General features: G+C 57.4%; 14 protein-coding genes. 11 read left to right on the forward strand and 3 right to left on the reverse strand.

The window, feature by feature from the left end:
* The first annotated feature begins 115 nt into the window (after window positions 1–115).
* The 11 genes from gyrA (at window position 116) to HU735_RS06095 (ending at window position 14,792) form a co-directional block, all read left to right on the forward strand.
* Complete coding sequence (gene gyrA, locus HU735_RS06045; RefSeq protein WP_186712796.1) at window positions 116–2,878, forward strand: DNA gyrase subunit A; 2,763 nt, start codon at window positions 116–118, stop codon at window positions 2,876–2,878.
* Between the two features lie 247 nt (window positions 2,879–3,125).
* A complete protein-coding gene (gene serC / locus HU735_RS06050; RefSeq protein WP_050704611.1) occupies window positions 3,126–4,211 on the forward strand; it encodes a 3-phosphoserine/phosphohydroxythreonine transaminase in 1,086 nt (361 codons plus the stop codon).
* Window positions 4,211–5,305: a prephenate dehydratase gene (pheA, locus tag HU735_RS06055; RefSeq protein WP_028690825.1), complete on the forward strand. Its 1,095-nt coding sequence runs from the start codon at window positions 4,211–4,213 to the stop codon at window positions 5,303–5,305. Before serC ends, pheA begins: the two co-directional genes overlap by 1 nt.
* Window positions 5,306–5,433: 128 nt before the next feature.
* Window positions 5,434–7,641 carry a bifunctional prephenate dehydrogenase/3-phosphoshikimate 1-carboxyvinyltransferase gene (locus HU735_RS06060; RefSeq protein WP_346655352.1) on the forward strand — a complete coding sequence of 736 codons (2,208 nt, stop codon included), beginning with the start codon at window positions 5,434–5,436 and terminating at the stop codon, window positions 7,639–7,641.
* The gene (gene cmk / locus HU735_RS06065) at window positions 7,638–8,324 is read left to right on the forward strand and encodes a (d)CMP kinase (protein WP_028690823.1); all 687 of its coding nucleotides are present in this window, start codon (window positions 7,638–7,640) and stop codon (window positions 8,322–8,324) included. The genes HU735_RS06060 and cmk overlap by 4 nt, the downstream gene beginning before the upstream one ends.
* Before the next feature lie 123 nt (window positions 8,325–8,447).
* Window positions 8,448–10,124, forward strand: a complete 1,677-nt coding sequence (rpsA, locus tag HU735_RS06070; RefSeq protein ID WP_046856619.1) for a 30S ribosomal protein S1 — start codon at window positions 8,448–8,450, stop codon at window positions 10,122–10,124.
* A 323-nt stretch (window positions 10,125–10,447) separates the two neighbouring features.
* A complete protein-coding gene (ihfB, locus tag HU735_RS06075; protein WP_186712798.1) occupies window positions 10,448–10,744 on the forward strand; it encodes an integration host factor subunit beta in 297 nt (98 codons plus the stop codon).
* Window positions 10,745–10,760: 16 nt separating this feature from the next.
* A complete protein-coding gene (locus HU735_RS06080) occupies window positions 10,761–11,024 on the forward strand; it encodes a LapA family protein (RefSeq protein ID WP_186712799.1) in 264 nt (87 codons plus the stop codon).
* 546 nt (window positions 11,025–11,570) lie between these two features.
* Window positions 11,571–12,656 (forward strand): Wzz/FepE/Etk N-terminal domain-containing protein, encoded by a 1,086-nt coding sequence (locus HU735_RS06085; RefSeq protein WP_186712800.1) that lies wholly within the window; start codon window positions 11,571–11,573, stop codon window positions 12,654–12,656.
* A gap of 252 nt (window positions 12,657–12,908) precedes the next feature.
* A complete protein-coding gene (locus tag HU735_RS06090; protein WP_238349756.1) occupies window positions 12,909–14,276 on the forward strand; it encodes a Wzz/FepE/Etk N-terminal domain-containing protein in 1,368 nt (455 codons plus the stop codon).
* A gap of 111 nt (window positions 14,277–14,387) precedes the next feature.
* Window positions 14,388–14,792 (forward strand): FdtA/QdtA family cupin domain-containing protein, encoded by a 405-nt coding sequence (locus tag HU735_RS06095; protein ID WP_186712801.1) that lies wholly within the window; start codon window positions 14,388–14,390, stop codon window positions 14,790–14,792.
* 270 nt (window positions 14,793–15,062) lie between these two features.
* Here the strand turns inward: HU735_RS06095 and HU735_RS06100 are convergent, their stop codons facing one another.
* Genes HU735_RS06100 through HU735_RS06110 form a run of 3 tightly spaced genes read right to left on the reverse strand, consistent with a single transcriptional unit; the run spans window position 15,063 to window position 18,741 of the window.
* Window positions 15,063–16,310: a hypothetical protein gene (locus tag HU735_RS06100; RefSeq protein WP_186712802.1), complete on the reverse strand. Its 1,248-nt coding sequence runs from the start codon at window positions 16,308–16,310 to the stop codon at window positions 15,063–15,065.
* An 8-nt stretch (window positions 16,311–16,318) separates the two neighbouring features.
* Window positions 16,319–17,509, reverse strand: a complete 1,191-nt coding sequence (locus HU735_RS06105) for a glycosyltransferase (protein WP_186712803.1) — start codon at window positions 17,507–17,509, stop codon at window positions 16,319–16,321.
* Window positions 17,506–18,741 (reverse strand): hypothetical protein, encoded by a 1,236-nt coding sequence (locus tag HU735_RS06110; RefSeq protein WP_186712804.1) that lies wholly within the window; start codon window positions 18,739–18,741, stop codon window positions 17,506–17,508. The genes HU735_RS06105 and HU735_RS06110 overlap by 4 nt, the downstream gene beginning before the upstream one ends.
* Window positions 18,742–18,778: the final 37 nt, after the last annotated feature.

Raw genomic sequence — 18,778 nt, forward strand, 5'->3', positions numbered from 1 at the left:
ACAACTCATTGATTTGTCGTAAGTCGTCGCACCCTATATGCGCTGCGGCGGCGAGCTTCGTTCGTCCTTCGAGGGATCAGGCGAAGTTTCACCAGAAAAAGGAATCAGGCTTCTCATGGGCGAACTGGCCAAAGAAATCCTCCCGGTCAATATCGAAGACGAACTGAGACAGTCTTACCTCGACTACGCGATGAGCGTTATTGTCGGGCGAGCGCTGCCCGATGCGCGTGACGGCTTGAAGCCCGTGCATCGTCGCGTTCTGTATGCGATGAGCGAACTGGGCAACGACTGGAACAAGCCGTACAAGAAATCCGCCCGTGTGGTCGGTGACGTGATCGGTAAGTACCACCCGCACGGCGACACAGCCGTGTACGACACCATCGTGCGCATGGCCCAGCCTTTCTCGCTGCGCTACCTGCTGGTCGATGGCCAGGGCAACTTCGGTTCGGTGGACGGCGACAACGCCGCGGCCATGCGATACACCGAAGTGCGCATGGCCAAGCTGGCCCACGAGCTGCTGGCCGACCTGCACAAGGAAACCGTCGACTGGGTGCCCAACTACGACGGCACCGAGCAGATCCCGGCGGTCATGCCGACCAAGATTCCCAACCTGCTGGTCAACGGTTCCAGCGGTATCGCCGTGGGCATGGCCACCAACATCCCGCCGCACAACCTCGGCGAAGTGATCGATGGCTGCCTGGCGCTGATCGACAACTCCGACATCACGGTCGATGAACTGATGCAGTTCATCCCGGGTCCGGACTTCCCTACCGCCGGCCTGATCAACGGTCGCCAGGGCATCATCGAGGCCTATCGCACCGGCCGTGGCCGCATCTATATGCGTGCCCGTTCCGAGATCGAGGACATCGACAAGGTCGGTGGCCGCCAGCAGATCGTCGTCACCGAGCTGCCGTACCAGCTGAACAAGGCGCGTCTGATCGAGAAGATCGCCGAGCTGGTCAAAGAGAAGAAGATCGAAGGCATCACCGAGCTGCGCGACGAGTCCGACAAGGACGGCATGCGCATCGTCATCGAGCTGCGTCGCGGCGAGGTGCCGGAGGTGGTGCTCAACAACCTCTACCAGCAGACCCAGCTGCAGAGCGTGTTCGGCATCAACATCGTCGCCCTGATCGACGGTCGCCCGCGCCTGCTGAACCTCAAGGACCTGCTCGAGGCGTTCGTTCGCCACCGTCGCGAAGTGGTTACCCGCCGCACCGTGTTCGAGCTGCGCAAGGCCCGCGAGCGTGGCCACATCCTTGAAGGCCAGGCGGTCGCGCTGTCCAACATCGATCCGGTCATCGCCCTGATCAAGGCTTCGCCGACCCCGTCCGAAGCCAAGGAAGCACTGATCAGCACCGCCTGGGAGTCCAGCGCGGTGCAGGTCATGGTCGAGCGCGCCGGCGCCGAGTCCTGCCGTCCGGAAGACCTGCCGGAGCAGTACGGCCTGCGTGAAGGCAAGTACTACTTGTCGCCGGAGCAGGCCCAGGCCATCCTCGAGCTGCGCCTGCACCGCCTGACCGGCCTGGAGCACGAGAAGCTGCTGGCCGAGTACCAGGAGATCCTCGAGCAGATCGGTGAGCTGATCCGCATCCTCAGCAGCGCCGAGCGCCTGATGGAAGTGATCCGCGAAGAACTCGAAGCGATCCGTGCCGAGTACGGCGATGCCCGCCGCACCGAGATCCTCAACGCCAGCCACGACCTCAACTACGGCGACATGATCCCGGAAGAAGAGCGCGTGGTGACCATCTCCCACGGTGGTTACGCCAAGACCCAGCCATTGTCCGCCTACCAGGCCCAGCGCCGCGGCGGCAAGGGCAAGTCGGCTACCGGCGTCAAGGACGAGGACTACATCGAGCACCTGCTGGTCGCCAACAGCCACGCCACCCTTCTGCTGTTCTCCAGCAAGGGCAAGGTGTACTGGAAGAAAACCTACGAAATCCCCGAGGCCTCCCGCGCCGCCCGCGGTCGTCCGCTGGTCAACCTGCTGCCGCTGGAGGAGGGTGAGCGCATCACCGCCATGCTGCAGGTCGACCTGGAGGCGTTGCAACAGCACGCAGATCCCGACGAGGAGCTGGAAGACAGCGACGACAGCGTGATCGAAGGCGAGCTGGTGGAAGTCGAAGAGATCGACGAGGAAGACGGCGACACCCCTGAGTGGGTCGCCGAACCGACTGGCGCCTACATCTTCATGGCCACCGCCTCCGGCACCGTGAAGAAGACCCCGCTGGTGCAGTTCGCCCGTCCGCGCTCCAACGGCCTGATCGCCCTGAAGCTCAAGGAGGGTGACACCCTGATCGCCGCGGCCATCACCGACGGCGCCAAGGAAGTCATGATGTTCTCCGACGCCGGCAAGGTGATTCGCTTCGCCGAGAGCGTGGTGCGCGAAATGGGTCGTACCGCCCGTGGCGTACGCGGCATGAAACTGGGCAAGGGCCAGCAGATCATCTCCATGCTGATTCCCGAGTCCGGCGCGCAGATCCTCACCGCCTCCGAGCGTGGCTTCGGCAAGCGCACCCCGCTGTCCAAGTTCCCGCGTCGCGGCCGTGGTGGCCAGGGCGTGATCGCCATGGGTACCAAGGGGCGCAACGGCTTGCTGATCGGCGCCATCCAGGTGCAGGAAGGCGAGGAGATCATGCTGATTTCCGACCAGGGCACCTTGGTGCGCACGCGGGTCGGCGAAGTGTCCAGCCTGAGCCGTAACACCCAGGGTGTTACGCTGATCAAGCTGGCCACCGACGAAACGCTGGTAGGCCTGGAGCGTGTCCAGGAGCCATCCGAGGAAGAACTCGACGACCTGGTCGAGACGGACGAGGAGGGCACCCCGCTCGATGCGGTGGACGAGGGCAACGCAGGCGCCGAAGAGGCACCTCAGGAATAACCGAAGCAACAACCCGAACGGGGCGACCAAGGTCGCCCCGTTTGACTGATTGGAACAGGCAACGCCCGCTTCCTGTAGGGGCGGCCTTGTGTCGCGAAAGGCGCGCGAAGCTGCCCCGAGGTTTCAGCGGCGCTGCAAAATGTCGGGGGCTGCTGCGCAGCCCTATCGCGACACGAGGCCGCTCCTACACCGGGTTGGCGGGGTCTGTGAGTTACGATTTGTTCTATTTGGCAGAGCGAGAGTGGATGTGAGCAAACGAGCCTTTAACTTCTGCGCCGGCCCCGCCGCGCTTCCCGATGCTGTCCTGCAGCGTGCCCAGGCCGAAATGCTGGACTGGCGCGGCAAGGGCCTGTCGGTGATGGAAATGAGCCATCGCAGCGACGACTACGTGGCCATTGCCGAAAAGGCCGAGCAGGACCTGCGCGACCTGCTGTCCGTCCCCTCCAACTACAAGGTGTTGTTCCTGCAGGGCGGCGCCAGCCAGCAGTTCGCCGAGATCCCGCTGAACCTGCTGCCGGAGAACGGCACCGCCGACTACATCGAGACCGGCATCTGGTCGAAGAAGGCCATCGAGGAAGCGCGTCGCTTCGGCAGCGTCAATGTCGCCGCCAGCGCCAAGCCTTACGACTACCTGGCCATCCCGGGCCAGAACGAGTGGCAGCTGACCAAGAACGCAGCCTATGTGCACTATGCGTCCAACGAGACCATTGGTGGCCTGCAGTTCGACTGGGTGCCCGAGACCGGCGACGTGCCGCTGGTGGTCGACATGTCCTCCGACATCCTCTCGCGTCCGATCGACGTGTCGCAGTTCGGCATGATCTACGCCGGCGCGCAGAAGAACATCGGCCCCAGCGGCCTGGTGGTGGTGATCGTTCGTGAAGACCTGCTGGGCCACGCCCGCAGCAGCTGCCCGACCATGCTCGACTACAAGATCGCGGCCGACAACGGCTCGATGTACAACACCCCGGCCACCTATTCCTGGTACCTCTCGGGCCTGGTGTTCGAATGGCTCAAGGAGCAGGGTGGCGTCGAGGCCATGGAGCAGCGCAACCGCGCCAAGAAGGACCGCCTGTACGGCTTCATCGACAGCAGCGCGTTCTACACCAACCCGATCAGCCACAACGCCCGTTCGTGGATGAACGTGCCGTTCCGCCTGGCCGACGAGCGCCTGGACAAGGCCTTCCTGGCCGGCGCCGACGCCCGTGGCCTGCTCAACCTCAAGGGGCACCGTTCGGTCGGTGGCATGCGCGCCTCGATCTACAACGCCCTGGGCCTGGAGGCTGTCGAGGCGCTGGTGCAGTACATGGCTGAATTCGAGAAGGAGCACGGCTGATGTCCGACCAGGAACTCAAGGCCCTGCGCGTGCGCATCGACAGCCTCGACGAGAAGATCCTCGAGCTGATCAGTGAGCGCGCCCGTTGCGCCCAGGAAGTGGCCAAGGTCAAGACCGCGTCGCTGGCCGAAGGCGAGGCGCCGGTGTTCTATCGCCCCGAGCGTGAAGCCGCAGTGCTCAAGCGCGTCATGGAGCGCAACAAGGGGCCGCTGGACAACGAAGAGATGGCGCGGCTGTTCCGCGAGATCATGTCCTCGTGCCTGGCCCTGGAAGAGCCGCTGAAAGTCGCCTACCTCGGTCCGGAAGGCACCTTCACCCAGGCGGCGGCCATGAAGCACTTCGGTCACGCCGTGGTCAGCCGCCCGATGGCGGCCATCGACGAGGTGTTCCGCGAAGTGGCGGCCGGTGCCGTCAACTTCGGCGTGGTGCCGGTGGAAAACTCCACCGAGGGCGCGGTCAGCCACACGCTGGACAGCTTCCTCGAGCACGACATGGTCATCTGCGGCGAGGTGGAGCTGCGTATCCACCACCACCTGCTGGTGGGCGAGAACACCAAGACCGACAGCATCACCCGCATCTATTCCCATGCCCAGTCGCTGGCCCAGTGCCGCAAGTGGCTGGACGCCCATTACCCGAACGTCGAGCGCGTGGCTGTCTCCAGCAACGCCGAGGCGGCCAAGCGGGTCAAGGGCGAGTGGAATTCGGCGGCGATCGCCGGCGACATGGCGGCCAACCTGTACGGGCTGACCCGCCTGGCCGAGAAGATCGAGGACCGCCCGGACAACTCCACGCGCTTCCTCATGATCGGCAGCCAGGAAGTACCGCCGACCGGCGACGACAAGACTTCGATCATCGTCTCCATGAGCAACAAGCCGGGCGCGCTGCATGAACTGCTGGTACCGTTCCACGAGAACGGCATCGACCTGACGCGCATCGAGACCCGTCCGTCGCGCAGCGGCAAGTGGACCTACGTGTTCTTCATCGACTTCGTCGGCCATCACCGCGATCCGCTGATCAAGGCGGTGCTGGAGCAGATCAGCCAGGAGGCTGTGGCGCTGAAGGTGCTGGGTTCGTATCCGAAGGCGGTGCTCTGACGTATGTTTCAAGGTTCATCGCGGGCCTCGTGGGAGCGGGCTTGTCCCGCGATGGGCTTACAGGCTGTCTTGATTTCTGAACAGGGTTCGCACTCGTGGTTGATGCTGTAACAAACAAATCCGCACCGATTGTCGGTCGCCTGGTCGTGGTCGGTCTCGGCCTGATCGGCGGCTCCTTCGCCAAGGGCCTGCGTGAAAGCGGCCTGTGCCGCGAAGTGGTCGGTGTCGACCTGGATGCCGAGTCGCGTAAGCAGGCCGTGGCGTTGGGCGTGGTCGATCGTTGCGAGGCAGATCTCGCCGCCGCCTGTGTCGGCGCCGATGTCATCCAGCTGGCGGTGCCGATCCTGGCCATGGAGAAAGTCCTGGCCCGGCTGGCCCAGCTCGACCTGGGTGACGCGGTGATCACCGACGTGGGCAGTGCCAAGGGCAACGTCGTGCGCGCAGCGCGCGAAGCGTTCGCCGAGCGCCTGCCGCGCTTCGTGCCCGGGCACCCGATCGCCGGTTCCGAGCAAAGCGGCGTGGAAGCCTCCAATGCCGCGCTGTTCCGTCGCCACAAGGTCATCCTTACACCGCTGCCGGAAACCGACCCGCAAGCGCTGCTCCTGGTCGACCGCCTCTGGCGCGCGCTGGACGCCGATGTCGAGCACATGCCGGTGGAGCGCCATGACGAAGTCCTGGCCGCCACCAGCCACCTGCCGCACCTGCTGGCCTTCGGCCTGGTCGATTCGCTGGCCAAGCGCAATGAAAACCTGGAGATCTTCCGGTACGCTGCGGGGGGCTTTCGCGATTTCACGAGAATCGCCGGCAGCGACCCGATCATGTGGCACGACATCTTCCTCGCCAACCGCGAGGCGGTCCTGCGCACTCTCGATACATTTCGCAGCGACCTCGATGCCTTGCGCGACGCGGTCGATGCTGGGGACGGGCACCAACTGCTGGGTGTGTTCACCCGCGCCCGGGTTGCCCGCGAGCATTTCAGTAAAATCCTGGCCCGCCGGGCCTATGTGGACGCTATGAACGCCAACGATCTGATTTTCCTGGCCCAACCGGGTGGCCGCGTGTCCGGACGGATCCGCGTACCTGGCGACAAGTCGATTTCCCACCGCTCGATCATGCTCGGCTCGCTGGCCGAAGGCACCACCGAGGTGGAAGGTTTCCTCGAGGGCGAGGACGCCCTGGCCACCTTGCAGGCCTTCCGTGACATGGGCGTGGTCATCGAAGGCCCGCACCATGGCCGCGTGACCATCCATGGCGTTGGCCTGCACGGCCTCAAGCCGCCACCCGGGCCGCTGTATGTCGGTAACTCCGGTACCTCGATGCGCCTGCTGTCCGGCCTGCTGGCGGCGCAGCCGTTCGACACCACCATGACCGGCGACGCCTCGCTGTCCAAGCGCCCGATGAATCGCGTGGCCAATCCGCTGCGCGAAATGGGCGCTGTGGTCGAGACCGGCCCTGAAGGCCGTCCGCCGCTGACCATCCGTGGTGGCCACAAGCTCAAGGCGCTGAACTACACGCTGCCGATGGCCAGCGCCCAGGTCAAATCCTGCCTGCTGCTGGCTGGCTTGTACGCCGAAGGCACCACCACCGTTACCGAGCCTGCGCCGACCCGTGACCACACCGAGCGCATGCTGCGCGGCTTCGGCTACGCGGTCGAGTCGAACGGTCCGGTGGCCTCCCTGCAGTCCGGTGGCAAGCTCACCGCTACCCGCATCGAAGTGCCGGCGGACATTTCCTCCTCGGCGTTCTTCCTGGTGGCAGCGTCCATCGCCGAGGGTTCCGAGCTGGTCCTGGAGCACGTCGGCATCAACCCGACCCGCACCGGCGTGATCGACATCCTGCGCCTGATGGGTGGCGACATCACCCTGGAAAACCAGCGTGAAGTCGGCGGCGAACCGGTGGCTGACCTGCGCGTGCGTGGCGCCAAGCTCAAGGGCATTGATATCCCCGAGCACCTCGTGCCGCTGGCCATCGACGAGTTCCCGGTACTGTTCGTCGCCGCCGCCTGCGCCGAAGGGCGCACCGTGCTGCGCGGTGCCGAAGAACTGCGGGTCAAGGAGTCGGACCGCATCCAGGTGATGGCCGACGGCCTGATCGCCCTGGGCGTTAAGTGCGAGCCGACCCCGGACGGCATCATCATCGACGGCGGCCAGATCGGCGGCGGCGAAGTGCACGGCCACGGCGACCACCGTATCGCCATGGCCTTCAGCATCGCCTCGCTGCGTGCCAGCGCGCCGATCGTGATCCATGACTGCGCCAACGTCGCCACCTCGTTCCCCAACTTCCTGGCGCTGTGCAAGGAAGTCGGCATCCGCGTCGCCGAAGAGGGCAAGTCGTGAATTCGCAAGCACCGGTCATTACCATCGACGGGCCCAGCGGCTCGGGCAAGGGTACCGTGGCGGGCCTGCTGGCCCGCGAGCTGGGCTGGCGCCTGCTTGATTCCGGCGCCCTGTACCGCCTGCTGGCGTTCAACGCCAGCAACCATGGCGTCGACCTGACCAACGAAGAGCTGCTCAAGGCCCTGGCCGCCCATCTGGATGTGCAGTTCATCGCCGCCGAGCCGGGCAAGCTGCAGCAGATCATTCTCGAGGGCGAGGATGTCAGCCACGTCATCCGTACCGAGACCGTCGGCGCTGGCGCCTCGATGGTCGCCTCGTTGCCGGCCGTGCGCGAAGCGCTGCTGCAGCGCCAGCGCGCCTTCCGCGAAGCCCCAGGTTTGATCGCCGACGGTCGTGACATGGGCACCGTGGTGTTCCCCGACGCGCCGCTCAAGGTGTTCCTCACCGCCAGTGCCGAGGAGCGTGCTCGTCGCCGTTACCTGCAGTTGAAGGGCAAGGGTGAAGATGTTAGTCTGTCAAGTCTGCTAGATGAGATCCGTGCGCGCGATGAGCGTGACACCCAGCGCGCAGTGGCCCCGCTCAAGCCGGCGGCCGATGCCATTCAGCTGGATTCCACGGAGTTGTCCATCGAGCAGGTGCTGCAACGCATCAGAAGCGAGCTCGCCCTGCGCGACCTGGCCTGATGGAGAGGAGAGCGGGCAGGGGCACCAGTCAACGTCCTGCCAGCGCTTCTTAACTTAACGAAACCCACATTGTCTGGAATGTGGCTATGGGCGTCTTTTTCGCCCGAATCTACAGGAATTAAAATGAGCGAAAGCTTTGCAGAACTCTTTGAAGAAAGCCTGAAAACCCTCAATCTTCAGCCGGGTGCAATCATCACCGGTATCGTTGTCGACATCGACGGCGACTGGGTTACCGTACACGCTGGCCTGAAGTCCGAGGGTGTCATCCCGCTCGAGCAGTTCTACAACGAAACTGGCGAACTGACCATCAAGGTCGGTGACGAAGTTCACGTTGCGCTGGACGCGGTCGAAGACGGCTTCGGCGAAACCAAGCTGTCCCGTGAGAAAGCCAAGCGCGCCGAGTGCTGGATTGTTCTGGAAGCTGCTTTCGCTGCTGAAGAAGTGGTCAAGGGCGTTATCAACGGTAAGGTTAAAGGCGGCTTCACTGTCGACGTTAACGGCATCCGTGCGTTCCTGCCGGGCTCCCTGGTTGATGTCCGCCCAGTGCGCGACACCACCCACCTCGAAGGCAAAGAGCTGGAATTCAAGGTCATCAAGCTGGACCAGAAGCGCAACAACGTTGTCGTTTCCCGTCGCAGCGTCCTGGAAGCCGAAAACAGCGCCGAGCGCGAAGCTCTGCTGGAATCGCTGCAGGAAGGCCAGCAGGTCAAAGGTATCGTCAAGAACCTCACCGACTACGGTGCGTTCGTTGACCTGGGCGGTGTCGATGGTCTGCTGCACATCACCGACATGGCCTGGAAGCGTATCAAGCACCCGTCGGAAATCGTCAACGTTGGTGACGAGATCGACGTCAAGGTCCTGAAGTACGATCGCGAGCGCAACCGCGTTTCGCTGGGCCTGAAGCAACTGGGCGAAGACCCATGGGTTGCTATCAAAGCCCGTTACCCAGAGAGCACTCGCGTGACTGCTCGCGTCACCAACCTGACCGACTACGGCTGCTTCGCTGAGCTGGAAGAAGGCGTTGAAGGTCTGGTGCACGTTTCCGAAATGGACTGGACCAACAAGAACATCCACCCGTCGAAAGTCGTTCAGGTTGGCGACGAAGTGGAAGTCATGGTTCTGGACATCGACGAAGAGCGTCGTCGTATCTCCCTGGGTATCAAGCAGTGCAAATCGAACCCATGGGAAGACTTCTCCGGCCAGTTCAACAAGGGTGACAAGATCACCGGTACCATCAAGTCGATCACCGACTTCGGTATCTTCATCGGCCTGGACGGCGGCATCGACGGTCTGGTTCACCTGTCCGACATCTCCTGGAACGAAGCCGGCGAAGAAGCCGTGCGTCGCTTCAAGAAGGGCGACGAGCTGGAAACCGTCATCCTGTCGGTTGACCCAGAGCGCGAGCGCATCTCCCTGGGCATCAAGCAGCTGGAAGACGATCCGTTCTCCAACTTCGTTGCTGTCAACGACAAGGGCGCTATCGTCAAGGGTATCGTCAAGGAAGTTGACGCCAAGGGCGCTATCGTGACCCTGGCCGACGACATCGAAGCTACTCTGAAAGCTTCCGAAATCAGCCGTGACCGCGTTGAAGACGCCCGTAACGTGCTGAAGGAAGGCGAAGAGATCGAAGCCAAGATCATCAGCGTCGACCGCAAGTCCCGCGTCATCAGCCTGTCCATCAAGTCGAAGGACGACGCTGAAGAGCGCGAAGCCATCCAGAGCCTGAAAAACGCTCCGGAAGCGGCTGCCGACACCACCATGGCTGCGCTGCTGCGCGAAGCAATGGCCAAGCAGAACTGAGTTCTGTTTGATCGGTAAAAAGGGCGACCCTCGGGTCGCCCTTTTTTATGCCTGCGATTTGCTTGTTTGGGTCAATGCAGCTTGTTCCTACAGGGTTTGTAGCTATTTCTGAGATCGTGCGCGGTGTGTGGGCGGTAGGCTTTCCCGCTCGCCTGCAAAGTCGTGCCGCAGTGCTCTCGCGCTCATGTGGGGTGGCGATCGCCCGCGCTGCGCCTTATCTTGAATTTTTTTGTTTAGTCAAGAACCACCCTGTTCAAATCCGCCGGAGCGTGCTACAAACTGATTAAGCAATGATCTAGCTGCTTGATAACGAAGGGAAAAATATGACGAAGTCGGAGCTGATCGAACGTATTGTCACCCATCAGGGGCTGCTCTCGTCCAAGGACGTCGAGCTGGCCATCAAGACCATGCTTGAGCAGATGTCGCAGTGCCTGGCGACAGGGGATCGTATCGAGATCCGTGGCTTTGGCAGCTTTTCCCTGCACTACCGTGCACCGCGGGTAGGGCGCAATCCCAAGACCGGCCAGTCGGTCAGCCTCGAAGGCAAGTACGTGCCGCACTTCAAGCCCGGCAAGGAGCTGCGTGATCGGGTCAATGAAGATGAGCATGAGCCCCTGTGAGTGAAGGAGCAGTCTGATGCGTAACCTCAAGCGCGTCCTTGTGGCGCTGTTCGTACTGCTGTTGGTGACTGTGGTGATGTTTTTTGTACTGGAGAACCAGGCGACAGTCCCTCTGGTCTTGTTTGGCTGGTCGGCACCCGCGATACCGGTCTCGGTATGGATACTGGCCGCGTTGGTCATCGGCCTGGCGGTGGGGCCGTTGTTGGGGGCTTACGGGCTGTTGCGCGCAAGGCGCAGGATTCCCTCAAAGGCCCGCGAGGCTACACTGTCCACCAGTTAGGCTGTTTTCGTTTTTGCTCAGGTAAGTGGTGTTCGGTCACAGCACCCGGTCAGGCTTCCTGGCGCCCTGCCGTCACATAGCGAGCCAATATACTCAGGGTGTGATCTGAAATGGCAGTAGGGTGACTTCTGTCAAAGGTTATCGAGTGAGTTGAGGGGTAGCGCAGACTCCCAATCTGTCAACGAATCCATGTCATCCACAACTCCTAAAATAGTGTCTTGACGCAGACTGCTGGATCAGCATCCGTGGGTTTGAGCACCATTGTCTGAATAATGCGACGAGAGGAGGGGGGGGAGCGGAACTCAGCGCGCCAGGGTGTCTCTAAGTCATGAATTGGCCTGTTTAATCGATTTTATATGACTATTTGGTATAATAATTGCTCTGCATCGTCTCCGCACGGTCCACTACGCTTTCTTGGTAGCGCAAGGTGTCGTCTGAAGCTTGTGTGATAGCTTGGCTAACCACACCCGTGCGGGGTGGATAGAGTTAGTAAACCTTAAGGCATAAAATTATATATAAGCCTGGACTTAAGGAAAAAATTGTTAAATGCGTAGTGATCGCGGTTACCTGAAGAATGTTGAAGAGATTGAGTTGAGAAAGGTTGTTGGGGAGTTGTGGAAGCGACGTGTTTTTTTAGTGTCTATAACGCTATTTTTTTTAGTGCTTTCCATTGTTTATATTCTCATCGCGAAACCTGTTTATGAAGTCAAGACGTTTGTTCGTCCACCTACTCAAAATGATATAACTGTCTTGAATTACGGAAGAGGTGGCGAGTCTGGGCTTTCGCTACTTACGTCTAAAGATATTTATGATGTTTATTTGCGGGCGTTGCAGTCAGAATCATTGCGGCGAGTTTTCTTTAATGATGTCTATTTGCCAGCAATTACAGAAGAACACAGCAGCTCCTACTCCAGGGATGAGCAATATGCTAAGTTCTTGAAAGTTATAGAAGTGACGCAGGCAAGCAAGAGTTTTCAAGATGTTTACTCCATAAGTGTCAAGGCTAGCGACCCTTCTGTGGCGGTTGATTGGGCTGGGCGCTATGCCGGGATGGCGGGTGACCTGGCCAAAAAAGATATCTTGAATGATGTTCGGAGCGACGCACTTGCTATTGCGAGAAATATAGAGCAGCAGATTGCTATCGCTCAGGAAAGTGCTCAGAAAAGCCGTGAGGATAGAATTGCCCAACTCAAGGAGGCGCTGGAAATTGCCAAGTCCATTGGTCTTGAGCAGCCACCCCTGGTTTCCAAAGGATTGGTTGCCGAGCTTTCTGCCGATATGACGGGGTCGCTGACCTACATGCGGGGTAGTCGGGCGATACTCTCCGAGATCGACAATCTTGAAAAACGCACCTCCAACGATCCCTATATAAAGAACTTGAGAAAAAAGCAGGCAGACCTCGAATTCTATCGTGGCCTGAGTTTCAAGGCGGAAGACATTCAGGTATTCCGCCCAGATGGTGGAATTGAGCTGCCCGACCAACCCATCAAGCCAAACAAGCCCCTGGTACTTGTTTTCGGTCTTCTGGGTGGCTTGCTCCTTGGGGGGGGGATGGTGTGCGCGCTGATGATCTGGCGTGAGGCATTTGCGACTGAAACAGATCAGACGTCCAGGTTACGGTCGATCGAGTAGTGAACTGAGTGGGGCGTACCGTTCGCGAATGCTGCTCGATACTGGTCCTTGGGGAAAGGGACGCTCATCTGATGAGTTTCCCTAGGTTGCATGAGTTGTGGCTGAACACGATTGATGTCAGACTGCCAAGAGTACGGGGTGCGCAACGCCCTGAGCGCATGGAGGCCGGCGTGGAATCTGAGTAGATGTCTGGCCTGATTGCCCGCATGAGCTCAGGAGCAGAGGTAAGCATGCCAGGCAGTCACATTTTCCATGATGGATACGACATTGAGCGGTTATTTTGATGTGCCGGTGCAATCTGCTGGCAGTGATATTGATATCTACGCCTCTTTTCAAGGCATTCTTCGGCAAAAGCGGCTTATTGCAGCTGTTGCCTCCATCGTAACCGCTTGTGCCTTGGGTTATGCACTTTTCGCCACGCCTGTTTACCAAGTAACCAGTACCCTGCGTCCGGCGGCAGTGAATGAATTGGATGCGTTGAATCGAACCAAGATCTATAATCTTCCACCTGGCGCCGCACTGTCAAAAGTGGCAGCCTCGCTCAGCTCTTACGAGATGCGTCTTAATTTTTTTCGGGATAATGAGGCGCTTTTCGGGAACTATATTGAGCCGGGTCGTCCGCTTGAAGAGAATTTTGAAGCCTTCAATAAGGCGGTGCCCGCTTTCGAGCTGATTGATACGGGTACTGCAGAAGACTTTAATCGCACGGTAGAGTTGAAGGTAAACTATCCCCAGGGTGTCGATGGTGTGCGTATTCTTAATGGTTTCGTAGATTATGCCATTGAGGTCGAGCGGCAGAATATTGCAGCTGATTTGAACGTGCTTATCAAAAACCGAATCTCCGAAATCAAAGGAAAAATTGACTTCGCTCGTTCTACCTATCAAATTGAGAAAGAGACAAGGGTTGCCACCTTGCAAGAGGCTGACAACCTGAAGCGTGCAAGACTTCAGGATGAACTCAAGGCATTGCGATTGCAGTTGAAGATTTTGCGGGGAGACCGAATCAGTCAGTTGAACGAAGCCATTGCTATCGCACGCAGTCTTGGCATAAAGAAGCCCTCAAGCCCATCTGCACTTGCCGATAGCGGTTTGTCAGGCGCTGCCAACGTGATCCGAACCGAGGTCAATAGCCAACAGACGCCTCTCTATTTCCTGGGTACGGATGCCCTGGAGGCGGAGCTGTCCACATTGCAGAAACGGGTGAATGACGATTTTACCGGTGGTCGAATTGCCGAGATCGCCAAGGAGCTGCAATTGCTTCAGGCAAACCGGGAAGTAGAGATTCTGCGTCGGCGTTCGAACGAGGACCTGTTCCTGCGTGATGTTCAAGGGCTGCGAGCGGAAGAAGCGCGGTTAAGTAGTCTGGGAACCGACTACAGTCGCGTGCAGTTGGTTTCCGTTGATCAGCGAGCGATTCCACCTGATTCGCCCCTCAAGCCTAAGAGACTATTGGTCGTGATGCTGGGGGTGGTATTCGGTTTGGTTGCTGGGATATTGGTGGCCTTTATTCGCTACCAGTTCTCGGTAATGAAGGCCCGTTCCCATTATCTCAGAAGCAAGATCCTCGATGTTCAAGTGCCAGCGAGTCTCTCCCAAGGCGAATCCGTTCGTATTGGCTAATGCCAGGCTCGACCTCGCTATTAGTGTTTTGGCGGATTCTCCTTGTCGGGTTTTCGCAGTTTATCGGACAATCCTCAGCAATCAGGTGCTGAGAGAAACAGGATGGGTAGAATGAGCTTGATCAGTTTTATGAATGTGCAGGTACTGGGTGATGAGCGGGGGCGCCTGAATGTCCTGGAGGCATGCAAGAACATCCCGTTTGACATCCGGCGTGTTTATTACCTGACGGCTACGCAAATGGGTGTTTCCCGCGGATTCCACGCTCATAAGGCGTTGGAGCAGGTGGCTGTGTGTGTGTCTGGAGGGTGCCGCATGTTGATGAACGATGGTAGCCAGGTGGAGGAGGTTGTACTCGACTCACCTGACAAGGCGCTGTTCATCGGTAAAATGATGTGGCATGAGATGCATGATTTTACTGAGGACTGTGTGCTCTTGGTGTTGGCAAGTGACTTCTATGACGAGCAAGACTATATTCGGAACTATGATGAGTTTTTGAGGTTGGCGAATCCGCTCTGAGTAAAAAATTTACTCAGTCTGCAGTTAGGCTCGCGTTCAGCACGTGAATGATCTCATTGGTCGGCAGCGGTTTATCAATGGTATCTGTCGAGTACTCGTGCCCCGTCTCGGAAATACGTTCTCTTTATGGCACCGCCTTGGCCGGACACCCAGGCCACGCACCAAAAGGGAACGCATTTCCGAGGCGGGACACTAGATTGAAGAGCCGCAGTGCACTCGATCAGACGTTGATCGATTTTCAATCCATTGGCACCACGGCCCTGCATCTGCCTACTTCACCGCCAGATGATTAAGGAAGCGTCGAGTCACAGCTTCACGAGAATAGTAGTCTGCCAAGTCAACCTTCGGGCGGGTAAGCGCTGAGAGAGCCTCGTAGGAACGGCTGTCTTTTGCCGGTGATGAATAGTCGATAAAGTAGTCTATACCAGATTCTCTCAACAGATCGACTGTGGCGCCCTCATTGCTGAAGTTGAAAACTGATTTCCCATAGCTAAGGTACTGTACGACTTTTGATGACAGGAATGGATTGGGGTTGAAGTCCGCATCGACATTGATCAGGCCATCGAATCGATTGGTGATCAAGCTGTTGATCAACGCGATTGGCATAAATGGCCAGATATAGAAATTCTTGACGCCACGCTTCTTGGCGTTATCTCTCAATTCCTTGAGTCCTTTCTCTTTCATCCATTGGTAGAGCATTCCTTTCTTTTCGAAAAGAATATTCCTCACGCCACCAAATACATGTAGTGCAACGTCTTCCCGATCAGCGAAGTAGTCGAGCATGCGATCTGGTTTGCGCTCTCCATAGAAGGAGCCGATAAACGCGACATTATGAGTGTGCTTAAGCGATGCGTTACTGACCTCGTTGTAGCATTCGGCAATCGCAGGCGAATACCCGCTTAACGCCTCTGCGCTCAGTAGTGGCTGGCTTCTGTCTACGGTGCTAACGATAGGATTTGGCAGTACCTGAAAGCGTGATATATCGAAGCCTGCTTCCTGGTAAAGGTCGATGCTTCGCTGGTTGGTTTGGGTGATGATATTTCCGCGCCCGATAATCTTTTGCTCAAGATCAACGAGATTCTTCTTGCGCAACTGAGTTAACAGTCCGCCCTTGTAGTACGGATTGACCGAGCCCACATCGCCGAAGGAGCATACACATTGGATGCTGGATTTTTCGTTGACGTGAAGTGCGATTTTGTGCAGGGAGACCGGGTCGCTTCTGATGAAGACAAGATTGTAATTTTCGAGGTTGATACTGTCGATTAAATTGCAGCAATAATCATAGAACCCACCCCCTTCAAATCCTGTAATTTTTTTGTGTAGTTTGTTTACAAAAAAGTTTTCCTTGGCGTCGTATGTGAAATATTCAGAGACACCGGCGATGCTGTCGGGCAGCACGGGAGAGACAAGGTCTACCGTGCATCCGTTCTTGATGAAGCCTTCTACCAAGGCTCGGGACACGATGCCCTCAGGGCTGTTTTTCAAGGATACTTCGGTACCAATAAATAAGATGCGCATGCTGAAACTCATTTACCTGTCAAGGCTGCGAATAAATAACGGGAGGCGAAGCGTTTCCGATATGCAGTTCGAACATCGCTGAAGAGAAGTGTTGAACGCTGGCCGAATTCCAGCAGGTGTGCAGCGATTTCCGTCAGGTCGTGATGCTCGAGCACATATTGCTTGCAGGTCTCGCCGAAGTGCTCGTTGAAAAACGCTCCATTGGCCAGTTTATCAAAGTTCAGAAGACCTTCACTGATGGAGAAGCTTCCCAAGTCAAAGCTCTTGGTTTCAGGCAAGGGGAGGTAGGAGCGTTCATCGCCGAGGTTGGCGTAGGTGGGCATTGTAATGAACGATGGTACTCCTATTGCCGCGCTCTCCAGCACGGAGGTTCCCATGCTGAATACAGCATCTGCTTCGGCAGCCAATTTCTTGTGCAGCAGCTGATTATTCAGGTGTCCATGTTTTTCGATTTTCAGATGCGTGGCTGAATGCATTTGCCCTTCCGCTTCGCCGCTGCCGACGACGTGGAGGGTAACGGTGAACTTTTGAGTGATTGCCCATGCGTCGAGATCGACAATCAGTCTGTTCAGTGCGCCGATCTTGAAATCCACCAATCTCCCGACCCAGAAAAAATTCACCGATCGCTGCTCGGGATCACGCGGGGTTCTGGTTTCGGTAATTGTCGGTGAGGGGATGGGGAGAAATGTTCTATTCAAGGGAGAGTGGATGAATTTTTGGGCGAAACTATAATTTTCGCCATCCATGAACAGCAAGGCGTTTCGCGTCGAGGCGTCTTTGAATAATGTGCGAGCGTAGCGGATCTGCGGGGCCAGGAAGGTGTAGTCGATCAGTGCTTTCACAAAGCTGGAGGCATTGAGCTTCTTATAAAAAGCCAGTGGCAGAATAGGTACACAGTTGTAGGGGTGGAGCGACCAGAAGACAATTTTTGTGCTGCCTTTGAGGTCACTGTTGTAAAGCGCTTCATAGGCCATGTTGGGAGGCAGTATGAAAAGGTCGCAATCAACCGAGAATGTCCGGCGAACGGATGTAATCGGTATGATATCACTTGCAGCTGCACCCAGTTGTGAGAGTGCACCCTCTGCGTAATCAACTACTTTACACGTGTGGCCTTGCTGCCTGTAGAGCGTATAGAGCCTGAAAAACAGATGCTCTGCACCGCCTATTATCCGGCTTGGATTGTAAAAGGCGACCTTCACCGGGTTCCCTCCGTGTGGCTGAAAAATTTATGAATGATGATGAATGTGAAAAACTGTACAGGGTTGACGTACTGGGATTGATAGAAGAAAAAGATGAACATCAATGCCAGGCAGGCCATGAAGAAGAGGTACTTCCTAGCTGCCAATACACCCAGTGTGACGCGTGTCGGTTGTAACAGCAATGGAAATGCCAGGAGTCCGAACATATAAACCACATAGGGGAACAGTGCCTGGGGTTTTAGTTCGACACCGGCTTTGTATAGGGTGCCAATAACCTCGTGTCGCTCGAGAATCGGACTAAGCCCAAATTTTGCAAGGATCTCGGGGAGCGCGACATGAAAAGGCTGCCCGGGGAAGCTTAAAATCCGTTCGAGTCCGTCGAGCATTGCTACCCCGTTCAAGATGAAACGGGTGCTGGCACTTGGATAATTTAAGGCGAGTTTCAGTATATCTTCGTCGTTCGATATCAGGGCAGTCATCAATGGAATGAGTTCTGTTGTGACCCGCTCGACAGTGATGATGAAGAGCGCGCCACCCAAGAGGGTCAGAATGCCCATCATGATCTTTTTGTAGACTCTGCCCAGTGAGATGTCTATTGCAAGTACCAGGATGAAGAAGAGAAACCCCATCAGCGAGTACGTGCTGAGCAGCAGCAGCAGCAGGATGGCCTGGGTCAGGCGTGAACTGAATACGCCCTTGTTCAAGCCTAGCGTATAGACGAGTGCGATATAGAAAATATAGGTTGCCGCGTAAGAGGGCTCGCTGGCGAGGTAGGAGATGCCTCTTCCGCCTTCTAGTGTGGTGTAGCGGCCAAAATAGCTGGATAACCAGGAGGTCCAGCCCATCGTGGCGAGGATTGCAATCGACAGGTGAATTGCTATGAAAAACTTGTAGAAGCCTCGGCTGCCGTAACCAATCCAGGGGTACGCCAATACGACTAACAGTAGTACGAGGAGAAGCTTGGAGAGCTCGGAGAGGTATTCATTGTTAAAGTTCGAAATAAACAGGGCGGTAATGAATAGTGCGAAAAAGTAAAAAAAAATGACGGTGTAAGTGTTGAGACTCAGGCGACCGGATAGCAAGCACAGCCCGCCCAGGCCCAGTAGTAGAATCGGTTGTGTCTCGGAAAGTCCCGGGAGAATAGGAAAAAAAATTAGCGTGATAGCCAGTAAAAATAGATTTTGTATCCAAGTATTTTCCTGGCTGGCCAGGTTCAAGGCTTTTGAATCCACTGCTCACCTTCTTGTAAAGAAAAAACCTAAACCATGC

Origin of the sequence: Pseudomonas sp. BW16M2, from assembly GCF_014268865.1 — a bacterium.
GTDB lineage: Bacteria > Pseudomonadota > Gammaproteobacteria > Pseudomonadales > Pseudomonadaceae > Aquipseudomonas > Aquipseudomonas peradeniyensis.